General features: G+C 33.9%; 12 protein-coding genes and 1 riboswitch. Of the genes, 4 read left to right on the forward strand and 8 right to left on the reverse strand.

The window, feature by feature from the left end; all coding sequences use genetic code 11:
• Positions 1 to 34 precede the first annotated feature (34 nt).
• Entirely contained in the window at positions 35 to 1,012 is a 978-nt protein-coding gene (rsgA, locus tag NAT47_RS11435; protein ID WP_250582877.1) for a ribosome small subunit-dependent GTPase A, read from the reverse strand.
• Between the two features lie 87 nt (positions 1,013 to 1,099).
• The gene (locus tag NAT47_RS11440) at positions 1,100 to 2,182 is read right to left on the reverse strand and encodes a bifunctional 3-deoxy-7-phosphoheptulonate synthase/chorismate mutase type II (protein WP_250582879.1); all 1,083 of its coding nucleotides are present in this window, start codon (positions 2,180 to 2,182) and stop codon (positions 1,100 to 1,102) included.
• 170 nt (positions 2,183 to 2,352) lie between these two features.
• On the opposite strand from NAT47_RS11440, the gene gldA reads away from it, so the two are divergent.
• Positions 2,353 to 3,255, forward strand: coding sequence for a gliding motility-associated ABC transporter ATP-binding subunit GldA (gene gldA, locus NAT47_RS11445; RefSeq protein WP_250582881.1), 903 nt, complete (start codon positions 2,353 to 2,355; stop codon positions 3,253 to 3,255).
• Here the strand turns inward: gldA and metF are convergent, their stop codons facing one another.
• The 3 genes from metF to NAT47_RS11460 all read right to left on the reverse strand — a co-directional run bounded on the left by metF (position 3,256) and on the right by NAT47_RS11460 (position 8,122).
• On the reverse strand, positions 3,256 to 4,212 hold the full coding sequence (gene metF / locus NAT47_RS11450; protein WP_250582883.1) for a methylenetetrahydrofolate reductase [NAD(P)H]: 957 nt from the start codon (positions 4,210 to 4,212) through the stop codon (positions 3,256 to 3,258).
• 75 nt (positions 4,213 to 4,287) lie between these two features.
• Complete coding sequence (gene metH / locus NAT47_RS11455; protein ID WP_250582885.1) at positions 4,288 to 6,960, reverse strand: methionine synthase; 2,673 nt, start codon at positions 6,958 to 6,960, stop codon at positions 4,288 to 4,290.
• A 160-nt stretch (positions 6,961 to 7,120) separates the two neighbouring features.
• A complete protein-coding gene (locus NAT47_RS11460) occupies positions 7,121 to 8,122 on the reverse strand; it encodes a homocysteine S-methyltransferase family protein (RefSeq protein ID WP_250582887.1) in 1,002 nt (333 codons plus the stop codon).
• Between the two features lie 94 nt (positions 8,123 to 8,216).
• Positions 8,217 to 8,322: riboswitch (SAM riboswitch) on the reverse strand.
• A 350-nt stretch (positions 8,323 to 8,672) separates the two neighbouring features.
• Here NAT47_RS11460 and metK point away from each other — a divergent pair.
• On the forward strand, positions 8,673 to 9,923 hold the full coding sequence (gene metK, locus NAT47_RS11465; protein ID WP_250582889.1) for a methionine adenosyltransferase: 1,251 nt from the start codon (positions 8,673 to 8,675) through the stop codon (positions 9,921 to 9,923).
• 51 nt (positions 9,924 to 9,974) lie between these two features.
• Here the strand turns inward: metK and NAT47_RS11470 are convergent, their stop codons facing one another.
• On the reverse strand, positions 9,975 to 12,719 hold the full coding sequence (locus NAT47_RS11470; RefSeq protein ID WP_250582891.1) for a carboxypeptidase-like regulatory domain-containing protein: 2,745 nt from the start codon (positions 12,717 to 12,719) through the stop codon (positions 9,975 to 9,977).
• 14 nt (positions 12,720 to 12,733) lie between these two features.
• The gene (locus NAT47_RS11475) at positions 12,734 to 13,642 is read right to left on the reverse strand and encodes a GLPGLI family protein (protein ID WP_250582893.1); all 909 of its coding nucleotides are present in this window, start codon (positions 13,640 to 13,642) and stop codon (positions 12,734 to 12,736) included.
• 122 nt (positions 13,643 to 13,764) lie between these two features.
• Between NAT47_RS11475 and NAT47_RS11480 the strand changes: the two genes are divergently transcribed.
• Together NAT47_RS11480 and NAT47_RS11485 are read left to right on the forward strand one after the other, a co-directional pair.
• Positions 13,765 to 14,562, forward strand: a complete 798-nt coding sequence (locus NAT47_RS11480) for a hypothetical protein (RefSeq protein WP_250582895.1) — start codon at positions 13,765 to 13,767, stop codon at positions 14,560 to 14,562.
• Entirely contained in the window at positions 14,562 to 15,176 is a 615-nt protein-coding gene (locus NAT47_RS11485; protein WP_231835999.1) for a deoxynucleoside kinase, read from the forward strand. Before NAT47_RS11480 ends, NAT47_RS11485 begins: the two co-directional genes overlap by 1 nt.
• 46 nt (positions 15,177 to 15,222) lie before the next feature.
• Here NAT47_RS11485 and NAT47_RS11490 read toward each other — a convergent pair whose 3' ends face one another.
• Entirely contained in the window at positions 15,223 to 17,802 is a 2,580-nt protein-coding gene (locus tag NAT47_RS11490; RefSeq protein ID WP_250582897.1) for a sodium-translocating pyrophosphatase, read from the reverse strand.
• Between the last annotated feature and the right edge of the window lie 92 nt (positions 17,803 to 17,894).

The following is a 17,894-nucleotide window of genomic DNA, read 5'->3' on the forward strand; positions in this document are numbered from 1 at the left end:
TATAAAACCCCATCCTTTGTAGGGGTTGGGGAGGCTATTTCCTAGTTTCGTCACTTGCCTTTCTTTCGGCATCGTAAATATCAGCTCGGTATTGTTCGTCGTCCCCTTCTAAAATTTGGATGTAACTTTTATATCTAGACCAGGCAATTTCATCTTTTTCTAATGCAGCTTTTACAGCACAATGCGGTTCGTCTTTATGCAAACAATTGTTGAACTTACATTGGTCTTTCAAAGCGAAAAATTCAGGAAAATAATCCCCAATTTCTTGTTTTTCCATATCAACAATTCCAAAACCTCGAATTCCTGGTGTATCTATAATTTTAGCTCCAAAAGACAAATCAAACATTTCAGCGAATGTTGTGGTGTGTTGTCCTTGGGCATGTGATGATGAAATTTGTTTGGTTTTTAGATTTAATGTAGGTTCTAAAGTATTAACTAATGTGGATTTTCCAACACCCGAATGTCCCGAAAACATGGACACCTTATCTTTCATAAGCGCTTTCAATTCATCAATTCCTTTTCCGGTTTGGGCTGAAATTCGTAAACATTGATAACCTATTGAAGAATAGATGTGCTGTAAATACAGTTGTTCATCTAGAGTAGCTTCGTCAAACGTATCAATTTTATTGAATACGATAATGGCTTCAATTCCGTAAGCTTCTGCCGTTACTAAAAATCGATCGATAAAACTTGTGGTTGTTGGCGGATTATTTATCGTTACTAAAAGAAACACCACATCAATATTAGCTGCAATAATATGCACTTGATGCGATAAGTTAACGGATTTTCTAACAATATAATTCTTTCTGTCATGAATTGTCGTAATTACACCCGTTGTTTCGTCGGTTGTATTTTCAATGTCATAATCTACAACGTCTCCCACCGCAATTGGATTGGTACTTTTAATACCTTTCATTCTAAATTTACCTTTTATACGGCACTCCAAAAATTCACCATTTTCTGTTTTAATGGTGTACCAACTTCCGGTAGATTTATAAACGATTCCTGTCATACAAAGTTAGAAGTTAGAAGCTAGAAGTTAGAAGTTTTCTAAATTCACTTCGTTAATTAAAGCAAAGATAGCGTTTCTAGTTAAAAATTATTTATTTATCACTTTTTCTTGATGGCTAATACTTTCTTGATGAATTGCTTTAAACAATTGCATTACAAATTCATTACTCAAGCCTTTCTCTTCACCTTCCAAAATCATTTTACCTAAAATTTCATTCCAACGTTGGTTTTGTAAAATCGCAACATTCTTTTCTTTTTTTAGCAATCCGATTTTATCTGCAACTTTCATTCGGTTACCCAAAATCTCGAGTATTTTTTCATCAAACTCATCTATTTGCATACGCAATTTTGCCATTTTTTGATTGTATTCACTCTCATCATCGGTAACTTTTCTAACTTTTAAATTCAAAAACATTTGCTTTAAAGTAGTTGGCGTTACTTGTTGGGCCGCATCACTCCAAGCATTATCTGGGTCGATGTGGGTTTCGATAATTAAGCCATCATAATTCAAATCTAAGGCTTGTTGCGACACTTCTTGAATCATATCGCGCTTTCCAGTAATGTGTGAAGGATCGCAAATCAAAGGCAAATCTGGAAAACGATTTTGCATATCGATAGCAATTTGCCATTCAGGATTATTACGATATTTTGTTTTTTCGTAAGTTGAAAATCCTCTGTGAATTACGCCTAATTTCTTAATATTGGCATTATACAATCGTTCTAAACCACCAATCCATAAAGACAAATCAGGATTTACAGGGTTCTTTAATAAAACGATTTTATCTGTACCTTGCAAAGCATCTGCAATTTCTTGAACGGCGAAAGGGTTTACGGTTGTTCTGGCACCAATCCACAATACATCAATATCGTATTCTAATGCTAATTTTACGTGAGCTGCTGTAGCAACTTCGGTTGCCATTAACAAACCGGTTTCTGCTTTGGCTTTTTGCAACCATTTCAACCCGATTTCTCCCACGCCTTCAAAACCTCCAGGACGCGTTCTGGGTTTCCAAATTCCAGCACGAAAAATCGTCACATCAGAATCTTTCAATTCGTATGCTATTTTTAAAACTTGTTCCTCGGTTTCCGCACTGCACGGACCCGCGATGACTAAGGGATGATTCAAGTGAAAATCATCTAACCAAGTGTGAAATTCTTTTTTATTTTCCATAACAATCAATTGTTGCAAAATTACAATTAATTCTGCTTAAGAATTATAAAATTAAATTAAAAACAGCCTTCAAAATCGAATTGTTTTCATAAAAATTTAAGTAGAAAATACTTTTTTAAATCAATTTGAGTTCTATTAAAAAAAGTTACTTTTGCTAAAATTTACAAGTTATGTCGATAGAAGTTCAAAATATTTCGAAAAATTACGGAGACCAAAAAGCGTTGGATAACGTTAGTTTTTCTGTAAAAAAAGGAGAAATCGTAGGTTTTTTAGGTCCAAATGGTGCCGGGAAATCGACTTTAATGAAAATTTTGACCACTTATTTAACAGCAGATAGCGGAACTGCAATGGTGAACGAACACGATGTAGCTTCGGCACAAAAAGAAGTTCAAAAATCAGTTGGATATTTACCCGAACACAATCCGCTTTATCTTGATTTGTATGTTAGAGAATATTTAGCTTTCAATGCTGATTTGCACAAAGTTGCGAAATCAAGAATTGACGAAGTAATTGCTTTAACCGGATTAACTCCAGAATGTCATAAAAAAATTGGAGAATTATCAAAAGGTTACCGCCAACGTGTAGGATTGGCTACAGCTTTATTGCACAATCCAGATGTCTTAATTCTGGACGAACCCACTACGGGATTAGATCCAAATCAATTAGTTGAAATTCGGGATTTGATTAAAAACATTGGAAAAGACAAAACCGTTTTTCTTTCCACTCATATCATGCAAGAAGTGGAAGCTATTTGCGATAGAATTATCATTATCGATAAAGGTAAAATCGTAACCGATAAAAAATTAAATAATTTAGTAGCTGAAGAAGCCGAACAAATTATCGAAGTAGAATTCGATAAAGAAGTTACCGAAAGTATTTTTGCCGCGCTACCTAATCTAAAAAGCGCTAAAAACACACACGATTTGGTATGGGAATTAACGTTTACCTCAACCACAGACATGCGCCCAGCCTTATTTGATTTTGCTCAAGAACATCAATTAAGAACACTACAACTTGTTTTGAAAAGCAAGAACTTAGAACAAATTTTTAGAGAGAAAACGGCAAAAAAATAATCAAAATATTTCTTTTGCAATAGCTTTGATATTTTCAGCTTTTCCCATTGAATAGTAGTGCAAAACTGGAATACCAGCTTTGACCAAGCCTTTGCTTTGTTCTATACACCATTCAATCCCAATTTGTTTAACCTGATGGTTGTCTTTAGCTTTTACCACAGCCATAATTAAATCATCAGGCAAATCAACTTTGAAACGATGTGGTATTAAATTCAATTGTTTTTTAGTAGCGATAGGTTTCAATCCTGGAATAATAGGAACCGTAATTCCAGCTGCTCTGCATTTTGCAACAAAATCAAAAAACTTTTGATTATCAAAAAACATTTGGGTAATAATATAATCGGCACCATTTTTAATTTTTTGCTTCAAAAAATGAATGTCGCTATCCATACTTGGCGCTTCCATATGTTTTTCTGGATAACCTGCCACTCCAATGCAAAAATCAGTTTTGGTTGAATTTTGCAAATCTTCGTCTAGATAAATTCCTTTATTCAAATTGCTGATTTGCGTTACTAATTCCGATGCATAAGCATGACCTTCTTTCTCGGGTTTGAAGTAAATTTCGCTTTTAACCGCATCTCCACGAAGCGCTACGACATTGTCAATTCCTAAGAAATCCAAGTCTATTAATAAATTCTCTGTGTCTTCTTTTGTAAATCCACCACACAAAATATGTGGAATAGCATCTACTTGATATTTATTCTGAATTCCAGCACAAATCCCAACCGTTCCTGGACGTTTTTTTACTACTTTTTTCTGAAGCAAGCCGTTTTCTAACTCTTTAAATTCGTATTCCTCACGATGATACGTAACATCAATAAATGGTGGATTGAATTCCATCAACGGATCGATACTATCAAAAATAGATTGAATGTTTTGACCTTTTAAAGGTGGTAAAATCTCGAAGGAGAACAAAGGTTTTCCGTTGGCGTTTTGTATATGTTCTGTTACTTTCATTATTTTGGGTTTTAGGCATTGGGTTTGGGGTTAAAGGCAAACTATTTACCTTATACCTTTTCCCTATACCTTATGTTAATCTGCTAAGTTTGGTGAGAGCCACTTTTCGGCTAATTCTATACTTATATTTCTTCTTTTGGCGTAATCTTCTAATTGGTCTTTTTTAATTTTTCCTAAGCCAAAATATTTACTTTCTGGATTCGCAAAATAATAGCCCGAAACCGAAGCTGCTGGCCACATCGCCATGCTTTCGGTTAACTTTACTCCTATTTCTTGTTCTACATTTAATAATTTCCAAATTGTTGGCTTTTCTAAATGGTCAGGACAAGCGGGATATCCGGGAGCGGGACGAATTCCTTTGTATTTTTCTTTGATTAATTCTTCATTTGATAACACCTCATCAGAAGCGTAACCCCAAATTTCTTTTCGAACTTTTAAATGTAGATATTCAGCGAAAGCTTCTGCTAATCTATCGCCTAAAGCTTTAACCAAAATCGAATTGTAATCGTCTAATTGCTTTTCAAATTCCGAAGCTTTTTCATCTACCCCAAAACCAGTTGTAACGCAGAAACATCCAATATAATCTTGTTTTCCAATTTCTTTTGGTACAATAAAATCTGCCAAAGCGATATTTGGTGCTCCAACCGTTTTTTGAGATTGTTGTCTTAAACTCAGGAACTTCTCGACTCCGCTCGAAGTGACAAGCTCAATATCATCATCATTTATTGTATTCGCTGGAAAAATTCCTAAAATCCCTTTTGCTGTGAACCATTTTTCTGAAACAATTTGAGAAAGCATTTTTTGGGCATCTTTATATAAATCAGAAGCTTGTTCGCCTACAATTTCATCGGTTAAAATCGTTGGAAATTTCCCATACAATTCCCATGATTGAAAAAAAGGTGTCCAATCGATAAAATCTACTAATTCTGAAAGTGCAACTTCAATAGTTTTAGTTCCAATGAAATTTGGTTTTACAGGTTCGAAAGTATTCCAGTCGATTTTGAATTTATTTTTACGAGCTTCTTCAATAGATAGGAAGTTTTTCTCTTTGCTTCTATTCAAATATCCTTCTCTTAACTTATCATATTCTTCGCGAAGCGAATGTGCATAAGTTACTTTCGTTTCCGATTGTAATAAATGGGTTGCAACGGTTACTGCACGAGACGCATCGTTCACATGAACCACAGTTTCCTTATACTCTGGCGCAATTTTCACTGCTGTGTGCGCACGAGAAGTTGTCGCACCACCAATCATTACGGGGATTTTGATATTCAGTTTATCCATTTCTTTGGCCAAATACACCATTTCATCCAACGATGGCGTTATCAAACCACTCAAACCAATAATATCTACATTTTCTTTAACCGCAGTCTCAATGATTTTTTCTGGAGGAACCATCACACCTAAATCGATGATTTCGAAATTATTACAAGCTAAAACTACAGAAACAATATTTTTACCAATATCATGTACATCACCTTTTACCGTTGCCATCAACACTTTTCCTGCTGAAGACGATTTTCCGTCCTTTGAAGCTTCAATATAAGGAAGTAAATAAGCCACTGCTTTTTTCATTACACGAGCTGATTTCACAACTTGAGGCAAGAACATTTTTCCACTTCCGAATAAATCACCAACCACATTCATTCCGTTCATCAGGTGATTTTCAATTACTTCTATAGGTTTTTCAACTAATTGACGTGCTTCTTCCACATCAATTTCGATAAACTCATCAATTCCTTTAACTAACGAATGCGTTAATCGTTCTTGAACTGAACCATTTCGCCATTCGGCCACAGCTTTCTCATTCGACTTTGTATCACCTTTGAAACTTTCTGCTAATTCCAACAAGCGTTCGGTAGCATCTTCTCTTCTATTTAGCAAAACATCTTCCACATGTTCCAACAAAACCGGGTCGATTTCATCATAAATCTCTAACATTTCCGGATTTACAATTCCCATTGTCATTCCATTTTGAATGGCATGATATAAGAATGCCGAATGCATGGCCTCTCGCACTTTATCGTTGCCACGGAAAGAAAAAGACACGTTACTAACCCCACCAGAAATATTAGCATACGGAAGATTTTCACGAATCCATTTGGTAGCTCGGAAGAAATCTAAAGCATTTAGTTTGTGTTCTTCCATTCCGGTTGCGACTGGAAAAATATTAGGATCAAAGATGATATCTTCAGCAGGAAAACCCACTTGGTTCACCAAAATATCATAACTTCTTTTACAGATTTCTATACGTCTTTCATACGTATCTGCCTGACCGTTTTCGTCAAAAGCCATTACGATTACTGCAGCTCCGTATCGTTTGATTAATTTGGCATGATGGATAAAAGTTGCTTCTCCTTCTTTTAACGAAATCGAGTTCACCACACCTTTTCCTTGAATCACTTTTAATCCCGCTTCAATGATTTCCCATTTGGAAGAATCTATCATCACAGGAACTCGGGCTATGTCAGGTTCGGCCGCGATTAGATTCAGGAATTTGGTCATCGCATAAACACCATCCAACATACCTTCATCCATGTTGACGTCGATAATTTGTGCACCACCTTCTACTTGAGCACGTGCGATATCTAAGGCTTCATCGTATTTTTCTTCCTTAATTAATCGAAGAAATTTTCTAGAACCGGTTACATTTGTTCGTTCTCCAACGTTCACAAAATTGGTTTCTGGAGTTACAATCAAAGGTTCTAAACCTGATAATTTTAAATATTTATCGGAATTATAACTCATTACTTATTCTTTTATAGTGTTTTGCAACATCTTTCCAAAAGGATTTACTGTTGCTCACGTATTGGCAAACTCTACATTGTTGTGACTGTAAAAATGTTTTGAATTGTATTTTTATGGTACTGTTTTTCATTGTTTACATATTTAATAATTGACAAATCAATTATTGAGACAACGCATGCGTTTTCTCTACGGGGCGTGGTTTGAATTCTTTTGCCACCTCCGCAATTAATTTGATGTGTTCTGGGGTTGTTCCGCAACATCCACCGATGATATTCACTAGATTTTCTTGTAAATATTCGCGAATTAATTGTTGCATTTCTTCAGGCGTTTGGTCGTATTGACCGAAAGCGTTTGGTAAACCTGCATTGGGATGGGCTGAAATATTTAATGAGGTGTTATTTCCTAATCGTTTCAAATACGGTTTCAATTGGTCGGCTCCCAAGGCACAATTAAATCCAACACTTAAAAGAGGAATATGTGAAATCGAAATCAAAAAAGCCTCAACGGTTTGACCCGACAATGTTCTTCCAGAAGCATCGGTAATTGTTCCTGAAACCATTATTGGAATATCGATATTTCGTTCTTCTTTTACTTCTTCAATTGCAAACAAAGCTGCTTTCGCATTCAACGTATCGAAAATTGTTTCTACCAAAAGTAAATCGCAACCACCATCAATTAAAGCCTCCACTTGTTGTTTGTAAGCGATTTTTAAGTCATCGAAATTCACAGCTCGAAATCCAGGGTCGTTTACATCAGGTGACATGGATGCTGTTCTGTTGGTTGGTCCAATAGAACCCGCTACAAATCTTGGCTTATCTGTAAATTCATCTGCAACTTCTCGAGCAATTTTTGCGGATTGAAAGTTCAATTCGTAGACTAAATCTTCCATGTGATAATCCGCCATTCCGATAGTCGTTCCCGAAAAAGTATTGGTTTCTACAATATCGGCACCTGCCTCGAAATAGGCACGATGTACAGCTTTCACCGCTTCAGGTTGGGTAATAGAAAGCAGATCGTTATTTCCTTTTAAATGATGCGGAAAATCTTTGAAGCGTTCGCCTCTAAAATCTTTTTCTTCAAATTTATAACGTTGTAGCATTGTTCCCATAGCCCCATCGAGCACGAGAATTCGTTTTTTTATTTCTTCTTGAATTTTTGACATATTATTTTTAACACAAAGCTCGCAAAGGGTTTTCGCAAGGTTCGCAATGGTTTATTTATTAATATGTTATCAAGAAATTGGAAAGAATTTCCTAAGGTTATCTTTTCCGCCTAGGCGGATAGAATGTAGCACCTTTCCACTGGCGCGGGAGGTTGCTAAGCTTTCATAGGGTCTATTCCCTCCAGCTTTCGTGATAACAAACACTAAAATCATGAACAGGACAAATGTACTAACAAAATTGAAATAATGAAATATTTTCTATATAATTATAATTTAAATATTAAATTTAGAATTATTTAAACTTAAAATAATTATTTATAGATTAAAAATCTAATCTATTTGAGTTTTAAATAAAATAAAATCATTTTTGTTAAAAAAACTCTATTTGTTTCCATAATTAAAAATCAGTTCTTAAATTTGCATCCGAAAATTAAGAGGAAAAATTTGAACTGATTGCAACCTCATTAAAAAATGCTAAAGCAGTAATTACTACTCCTTTAGGCACTATTTGCAATTATTTTTCCTCGCTTAAAATTTAAAAAAAATTATTATGGCTTATTTATTTACGTCAGAATCAGTGAGTGAAGGACATCCTGACAAAGTTGCGGATCAAATTTCAGACGCATTAATTGATAACTTTTTAGCATTTGACCCTGAGTCAAAAGTAGCTTGTGAAACTTTAGTAACTACAGGTCAGGTAATTTTAGCTGGGGAAGTTAAATCAAACACGTATTTAGATGTACAAACTATCGCAAGAGATGTAATCAAGAAAATTGGTTACACGAAAAGCGAATATATGTTCGAAGCAAATTCTTGTGGAGTTTTATCTGCAATTCACGAACAATCTGCTGATATTAACCAAGGAGTGGATAGAGCTAGCAAAGAAGAGCAAGGTGCAGGTGACCAAGGAATGATGTTTGGTTACGCCACGAATGAAACTGCTGAGTTCATGCCTTTAGCATTGAAATTATCACACCAAATTCTTCAAGAATTAGCGGATTTAAGAAGAGAGAATAAAGAAATCACTTACTTACGTCCGGATGCGAAATCTCAGGTTACTTTAGAATATTCTGATGATAACAAACCGGTTCGAATTGATGCTATTGTAGTTTCAACTCAACATGATGATTTTGCTGATGAACCAACGATGTTGGCTAAAATCAAAAAAGATATCATTGAAATTTTGATTCCAAGAGTGATTGCTAAAAATCCTCAATACGCTCATTTATTTAATGATGCAATTAAATATCACATTAACCCAACAGGAAAATTCGTAATTGGAGGACCTCACGGAGACACTGGTTTAACAGGAAGAAAAATTATCGTAGATACTTACGGTGGAAAAGGAGCTCACGGTGGTGGTGCTTTCTCTGGAAAAGACCCTTCTAAAGTAGACCGTTCGGCTGCTTATGCAACACGTCATATTGCTAAAAATTTAGTGGCTGCTGGTGTAGCTGACGAAATTTTAGTGCAAGTTTCTTACGCAATTGGAGTTGCTGAACCAACATCAATCAACGTAAACACTTACGGAACTGCAAAAGTGAATTTAACTGACGGAGAAATTAGTAAAGTAGTTGAAGGTATTTTCGACATGCGTCCGTACTTTATTGAACAACGTTTGAAATTAAGAAATCCGATTTACAGTGAAACTGCTGCTTATGGACACATGGGAAGAACACCAGAAGTCGTGACTAAAACGTTTACGGCTCCAGGTGGAGAATCTAAAACATTAACTGTAGAATTATTTACTTGGGAAAAATTAGATTTTGTAGATCAAGTAAAAGCTGCTTTTAAATTATAATAAATTATTAGTTGTAAAAAAGCCTGACTTAAGTCAGGCTTTTTTTATGGATTATAAAGTGTACTTTAAACCTAAAATTATAAACCTTGGTTGTACTCTGTAACTCGAAAAGCTACTAGCTCCTCCTAATTGATTAAAACTGTTTGTATCAAGAGATCTGGTTTCAAGTAAATTAGTACCCGATAATCTCCACTCCCATTTACTGTCTTTCTTTTGATACATCAAACTAGCCGTTAAGAAATCATACTCACTATCAATTGTCTTGGATTTATTTCTATTATGAAAATAGGAATATTCAGAAACAAAAGAAAAAGCATTTAAGAAATAATATTCTAACGTTACCGTTGGACTATCCACATAAATTACATCCGAAAAATTATCATTTATAGAGAAATTATACCCTAATGTTAAGTTTGGTAACTTCTTATAATTGGTTGAAAAACTCAAATTATAATTCTGTGAATACGATTCGATAGTTTGGATTTCCGATGGATTATTATTTGGATTAGCATCAGCATCTGGATACACCCTAATATTATTAAACTTAGACCAATTGAAACCTGCTCTAAAATTTGCTTTGTAATAACGAGCAAACGAACGTCCATAATTTCCACTTGCCGAGAAAGTTTCATCTGGAAAATTAGAATTAATATTCTCAGAAGAAGAAATTTGATTCACGCCAAATAATAAAGCTCTATTTTTAATTGCATCTACTTGTCTTGTATAAGAAATATTGGCAAAAATATTCTCAAAATTAAACATGTTGTACTTAAAATAACGTAGCGAATGTACTTGAGAGGTAGAGTTTTCTAACATTCTATTTCCACTAAATAAACTATTATAGTTTGAAAACACATAACCTTGAGCCAATTTATTAATGTCTGTAAAATTGTTAGTTAACGAATAATTATACGTTAATGTTTCCGACTTCTTAATTTGCCACATTGCATAAAAATCAGGTAAAATTCTGTTAAATGATTGTTTATTTGAAGACGCTAATTGCTCATCATTCATATTAAATTGATGTACGCTAAATCCGGGATTAAAAGTAAACTCCCCTAACAAAAACTTATAGTGAACTCCCAAAAAGACATCGTTAAAAGTATAATTCACATCATTGATTGTCGTAGCATCAGTTAAATTATTTTGAGTTCCATTGTTTAGCAACTGAAAAATTGATGAATCAAAATTTTGATAAGAATACGTATTCCCTAATGTCAAATTGATATTACTTTTTGGTGTTACCATATAATAATAATCAAACTTGGCATCTAATTTATTGGTTTGTACAAAGCGCTTCTGAGTGACATCATCCCTAACTCCAGATCCTTCATCCACATACCCTGTTAATAATGGCGAAAAAGGCAAGGTCTCTAAGTTGGCATTATAAAAAGGATCTTCTTTTTGATACAAATGTTGCATTTCGTAGGCAAAAATATGCTTGTCATTTAGGGTATAATAATAATTCAAATTTTGATTTATCGAAAAAGGATTCTGTCTCTTACCAGTGTAAACATCAGAAAGCAAACTAGAAAAAAGGCTAGTATTTTCTTTTTGATCGGATAATTTAATTAAGGCATCATAATCGATATGTTTCTTTTCTGAAGGCACATAACTCGAACTCAATTTAAATAAAACTTGATCGCTTTTTTGTCTAGTAAAATCTTCACGTGTTTCAGTAATTGTTTGTGTGCTACCATCAGGAAGATTATCAACACGATTAGAAATTGTACGATTTTCTATTTCGGTTTTATTTCCTAGTAATATACCAAAACCACTTAAAGTCCATGCTTTTGATGGATTAAAACTAAAGTTTGCAGCTCCAAATTTAGTCTCGATATTAGCAGCTTGATTATTTCGAAGCCCCATAATCCCTAAATCGTTAGAAGCTACATTAAACGAAGAGCCTCCTTTACGCATCATATTTCGAAATCCGCCAGTAAACTTGAAATAATCCTGAGCTGTAAGCGGTAATTCTCCAATATTATTAACGTTAGCAATTACATTTAAACTGTATTTGGGATTATAATAAAACAATTTAGGATTTACAATATACCTAGAATCACCCGTTCCCAGTCCAATACCAACATTCATATCTCCAAACCAAAAATTCTTTTTCCCTTCTTTTAATTTAATGTTTATTGCTACATTTTCTTCATTATTTTCAAGTCCTTTTAAATTAGAAACTTCATTGTAATTTCTTAAAACCTGAATTTTATCCAATGCATCAGCAGGGATATTTTTTGTTGCTAATTTTGTATCACCATCAAAAAAGTCTTTCCCTTCCACCATTACTTTCTGAACCTTCTTTCCTTCCACTTCAATTTCACCATCTTTATTAACCTCTACACCAGGAAGTTTTTTAAGCACATCTTCTAATTTTCTTTCAGTACCATTTGTAAAAGAATCCGAATTGTAAATAATGGTATCTCCAGAAACTGTAACAGGCATTTCATAAACAATTTCGACTTCTTTTAATTGCGTTCCTTCTTTTAAAACCACAGGAAAATTCATGTTAGTAGTTCCTGTAGTTATTGATTTCTCAAAAGTTTGAAAACCTATATAACTAACTTTTAGGGTATATTCAGTGCTTGCTTTTAAATTTAAAGCATATTTTCCTGTTTCATTTGTAATTGCATAAGCATCCATAGCTTTTGTTTGTTTATTAATAGCCATAATATTAGCCATTTCTAAACCTACACCAGCTGTATCTTTAACAGTACCTTCAAAACGAATGTTTTGAGAAAAGGTACTCGTTGAGAGTACCATTATTAAGAGAAAGAATATTTTTTTCATCTTCAATATTTATATTATCTACTCATTCTAAATTGCATACGATTACCGCTTCCTGGACCTGAATTCATTTCTCTCATCTCTTCCATCTTCTTTTTAATGGTTTCATCATATTCTTTTTGAGTAACCACTTTACCTTTTGTAGCTGGCTTAATCTCCACTTTTTCTTTAGAATTTAAAACCAATTTTGAACATAAAATAACCGTTTTACCATCATTAACCTCTAAAATTAATCCTGGCAATCCCCAATAATTTTCTGGGCCTTGATTAACCGGAATTTCTGGACAATACCATGCAGTAATCGTATTTTCTTTTGGCAATTCCCAATCGTCTGTAAAATTAGTTTTCTTAGCTTTTGCAGTATCTTTTATAGTTTCAGACTTTTTTTCGTCTTCCTTGTTCTCATTATTTCTATTTCTGAATCTAAAATTTCTAAAATCCGACTCGCTAACTTTTACTACTGCAGTAGCTTTAAAACAAGTGTAATTTCCAATTTGTTTTGATTCTCCTTCTAACTTCCAATTGTATTTTGGAAGAGAATCCTTAATTAAAAATTCTTTTCCAAAAATTTCTTTGTCTACTATATATTGTTTGTCTTTGGCATTTTTATAAAAAGTTCCTCCGCCTCCCATCATAGACATCATCATTCTTCCCCCACCTTGTTGGCCAGGAGCATCTAACTTTTCTTCTTCTTTGTAAATTGAAGCTGTTTTATCAAAATTTAAAACAAATGTTTTCTCAAACATTTTTTTCATTCGCTCTTCCATTTGCTTTTGCATTTCAGGAGTTATCTCGCGATTACCGCTTATTCCTCTCATAAAATCTGCAGTACTTGTTTTAGATTCATAAACTGCCACGCCTTGAAAATTCTGAGCATTTATAAATCCCGAAAACATTAAAATTGAAGCAACTATAATTTTTTTCATATTATTGATTTGATAATTAGATATCATTTAGACTCACAAAAGTATTATTTGTTACACATCTTAAAATTATTAACCATTTAATGTAGTATATTAGGACCCTAATATTCAGTTTAAGTTTAACAATGCTTATAAAAAGGAATCTATTTCTAATAACTTTTAGTTTGTTGTTCTATTCTTTAATAGCACAAGAATTTCATACTGCTTCAAAAATTAATAGTTTTACAATTAAAGCTGATACTTTTTTAGGATTTGATAACCAAAAAAACTACTACAGTTTAAATAATAATACTTTATCTAAAACTAATGGAAAAACTACTTACCAATACAACAATTTAGCCTTAGGAAAAATTACAAACGTAGATTTTCAAAATCCATTACAACTTGTTGTATTTTACAAAACTTTCAATACCGTTGTACTTTTAGACAACCAGCTTAACGAAATAAAAAAAATCAATTTCAATTCAAAATCAGTTCCCATAACATTGGAAGCTGTAGCTTTATCTTCTCAGAATCAAATTTGGGTTTATGATAGTGTGACTTCTAAAATTGGTTTGTATAATATTAACTCAGAAACTTTTAAGTGGATTTCAACTGTGTTAGAAAATCCAATATTATCTTATGAATCGGATTACACTCATTTTTATTGGACTGATTTAAAATTGAATCTATATCGTATTTCTATTTATGGAACCATAGAAAAATTAGGTAATTTACCCAATTACGACGCCATCCAACTAACAAAAAATGGAAATTCATTGTATGTTTTAGATAATAAAATGTATTATTATAATCTTATTACAAAGAGTAGCAGTAAAATAAAAATTGATGAAAAAATCATATCGAATTTTTTCTTTAAAGATGGAATTTTGTCTATTTTTACCCAAAATGAAATTACTAATTACAAAATAATTTTACCATAATGCACATAGCAGTAGCAGGAAATATTGGCGCAGGAAAAACGACATTAACTCGATTATTAGCGAAACATTTTAAATGGGAACCGCACTTTGAAGATGTGGTAGATAATCCTTATTTAGATGATTTTTACCATCAAATGGAACGTTGGAGTTTTAATTTACAAATCTATTTCTTAAACAGTCGTTTTCGTCAAGTATTGCAAATTCGCGAAAGCGGTAAAAATATTATTCAAGACCGAACCATTTATGAAGATGCTCATATTTTTGCACCCAATCTTCACGCTATGGGATTAATGTCGAATCGTGATTATAACAATTACACTTCCCTTTTCGAATTGATGGAGAGTTTGGTGGGTTCGCCTGATTTGTTGATTTATTTAAGAAGTTCTATTCCAAATTTAGTAAGCCAAATTCACAAAAGAGGGAGAGATTACGAAAACTCCATTTCGATTGATTATTTAAGTCGTTTAAACGAACGCTATGAAGCTTGGATTCAAACCTACAACAAAGGAAAACTAGTAATTATTGATGTTGACAATATTGATTTTGTGAACAATCCAGAAGATTTAGGAATGATTATCAACCGAATTGATGCCGAATTAAACGGATTATTTTAAAACAAAAAGCCTCACAATGTGAGGCTTTTCTTTTAATTATTTTGAATTATTTTCCAAGTTCAGCAACTTTTGCATCAACTTCAATTTCAGATCCTTCGAAAACTTTTTCTTCTTTTACTTCTTTGCCATCCACCATTTTAGTTAAAGTAACGGTTGCTTTCATTTTTCCATTAGCTTCTTTTTCTTTTTTAACATCCATGTTGATGATTTCTTGGTGATCTCCGTGATTGCAATTTGATCCGTGAACGTGTGCTGCATCTCCGATGTATTTTCCGTTTTCATCGTATTGAGACATGCATTTGTCTTTGCATTCTTGAGAGCAACCATTCTCCTCACACATTTTAGCGCATTCTTCTTTTGTCATAGTTGCACATTTTGATAAATCGCATTTTCCTTCGTGGCAAACTTCTTTTTTATCTTTTGAACAACATGCTCCATTTTCAGTTGTAGCACCATGACCTCCTAAAATTGGAGCAATTACTAAACCAATTAAACATGTTAACTTGATTAAAATATTCATCGATGGACCAGAAGTATCTTTAAATGGATCTCCAACTGTATCTCCAGTTACCGCAGCTTTATGCGCATCCGAACCTTTGTAGGTCATTTCACCGCTGATTTCAACTCCAGCTTCAAAAGATTTTTTAGCGTTATCCCAAGCCCCACCAGCATTGTTTTGGAACACTGCCCAAAGTACACCTGAAACCGTCACTCCCGCCATATAACCACCTAACATTTCGGCAATTAATTGATTATTATCTCCATAGACTAATTTTCCTAACAATACTATTGCAATTGGGAAACCAATCGTTAAGATTCCTGGCAACATCATTTCGCGTAAAGCGGCTTTTGTAGAAATTTCAACACATTTTCCGTATTCTGGTTTACCAGTTCCTTCCATAATTCCTGGAATATCTTTGAACTGACGACGTACTTCATACACCATGTCCATTGCTGCTTTTCCAACAGAGTTCATTGCTAATGCAGAGAACACTACAGGAATCATGCCTCCAATAAATAACATGGCTAATACTGGTGCCTTGAAAATGTTGATTCCATCAATTCCAGTAAACGTTACATACGCAGCAAATAAAGCTAACGAAGTTAATGCAGCAGAAGCAATGGCGAAACCTTTTCCTGTTGCAGCGGTTGTATTTCCTACTGAATCTAAAATATCGGTTCTTGTACGAACTTCTTTTGGTAATTCACTCATTTCTGCGATTCCTCCAGCGTTATCAGAAATTGGCCCAAAAGCGTCGATTGCTAATTGCATTGCTGTTGTTGCCATCATTGCAGAAGCTGCCAAAGCAACACCGTAAAATCCAGCTAAAGCATAAGAAGCCCAAATGGCACCTCCAAATAATAAAACAGTTGGGAAAGTTGAAATCATCCCCGTAGCTAAACCAGCTATTACGTTAGTTCCAGCTCCAGTTGATGATTTTTGTACGATTGCCAATACTGGTTTTGTACCTAATCCTGTGTAATATTCTGTTACTGATGAAATTGCTCCACCCACAAATAAACCTACAATAGTAGCATAAAAAACACGAATAGAAGCAATTTCTTTATCACCTTCACCATAGAAGTTTAATGTTAATACTTCAGGCAACATGAAGTCTACTAAGAAATAACAAGAAATTAAAGTTAAAACGATAGAAACCCAGTTTCCAATATTTAATGCTTTTTGAACTTGCGCTTCTTTAGCATCGTCGCTTGAAATTTTAACTAACATGGTTCCAATGATAGAAAATAAAATTCCGAAACCAGCGATTGCCATTGGTAATAAAATGGGTCCGATTCCTCCAAAAGCGTCCTCGATTTTACCCCCCATATCTTTAATTACGTAATTTCCTAAAACCATTGCCGCTAAAACTGTTGCTACATACGAACCGAATAAATCGGCACCCATACCCGCAACGTCACCTACGTTATCACCTACGTTATCTGCAATAGTAGCAGGATTACGAGGATCATCCTCTGGAATACCTGCTTCTACTTTTCCTACTAAGTCCGCACCTACGTCGGCAGCTTTAGTATAAATACCACCACCTACACGAGCGAATAAAGCGATAGATTCCGCTCCAAGAGAAAATCCAGCTAATGTTTCAAGAACGATAGTCATATCTTCTGTTGAAGTCCATTCTCCATTCATGAAAATTCTAAAGAAAATAATAAAAAAACCAGTTAATCCTAAAACGGCTAAACCTGCCACACCCAATCCCATTACAGTTCCACCACCAAAAGACACTTTTAATGCTTGTGGTAAACTTGAACGAGCGGCTTGTGTTGTACGAACATTAGTTTTTGTCGCGATTTTCATTCCAATATTTCCAGCATAAGCTGAAAAAATTGCTCCGAAAATAAATGCAATTACGATTAACCAATGGGTTGTTGGAACTATGAATGAAATTCCGGCAAGAACCACACTCGCTCCAAGAACAAAAAAAGTTAATAATTTATACTCTGCTTTTAAAAATGCTAAGGCTCCTTCGTAGATGTAATCTGAAATTTCTTTCATTTTACCATCACCCGCATCTTGTCTAAGAACCCAAGTGCGTTTGGCTAACATAAAAGCTAAACCTAATAGTGCCATGACTATAGGTACATAGATCATCATTGATTCCATAAAATATAATTTAGTTTTAGTTTTTGTTAATTTTATGGTAATATTAAGAAAATAAAACAAAAAAGACAATATTTCCATGAAAATATTGTCTT

The sequence above is a fragment of the Flavobacterium fragile genome (assembly GCF_023634865.1).
Classification (GTDB): Bacteria; Bacteroidota; Bacteroidia; order Flavobacteriales; family Flavobacteriaceae; genus Flavobacterium; species Flavobacterium fragile.

Excerpts from the sequence above, each read along its gene's own strand:
- rsgA (WP_250582877.1), bottom strand. The coding sequence starts at position 1,012 with ATGACAGGAATCGTTTATAAATCTACCGGAAGTTGGTACACCATTAAA.
- NAT47_RS11440 (WP_250582879.1), bottom strand. The coding sequence starts at position 2,182 with ATGGAAAATAAAAAAGAATTTCACACTTGGTTAGATGATTTTCACTTG.
- gldA (WP_250582881.1), top strand. The coding sequence starts at position 2,353 with ATGTCGATAGAAGTTCAAAATATTTCGAAAAATTACGGAGACCAAAAA.
- metF (WP_250582883.1), bottom strand. The coding sequence starts at position 4,212 with ATGAAAGTAACAGAACATATACAAAACGCCAACGGAAAACCTTTGTTC.
- metH (WP_250582885.1), bottom strand. The coding sequence starts at position 6,960 with ATGAGTTATAATTCCGATAAATATTTAAAATTATCAGGTTTAGAACCT.
- NAT47_RS11460 (WP_250582887.1), bottom strand. The coding sequence starts at position 8,122 with ATGTCAAAAATTCAAGAAGAAATAAAAAAACGAATTCTCGTGCTCGAT.
- metK (WP_250582889.1), top strand. The coding sequence starts at position 8,673 with ATGGCTTATTTATTTACGTCAGAATCAGTGAGTGAAGGACATCCTGAC.
- NAT47_RS11470 (WP_250582891.1), bottom strand. The coding sequence starts at position 12,719 with ATGAAAAAAATATTCTTTCTCTTAATAATGGTACTCTCAACGAGTACC.
- NAT47_RS11475 (WP_250582893.1), bottom strand. The coding sequence starts at position 13,642 with ATGAAAAAAATTATAGTTGCTTCAATTTTAATGTTTTCGGGATTTATA.
- NAT47_RS11480 (WP_250582895.1), top strand. The coding sequence starts at position 13,765 with ATGCTTATAAAAAGGAATCTATTTCTAATAACTTTTAGTTTGTTGTTC.
- NAT47_RS11485 (WP_231835999.1), top strand. The coding sequence starts at position 14,562 with ATGCACATAGCAGTAGCAGGAAATATTGGCGCAGGAAAAACGACATTA.
- NAT47_RS11490 (WP_250582897.1), bottom strand. The coding sequence starts at position 17,802 with ATGGAATCAATGATGATCTATGTACCTATAGTCATGGCACTATTAGGT.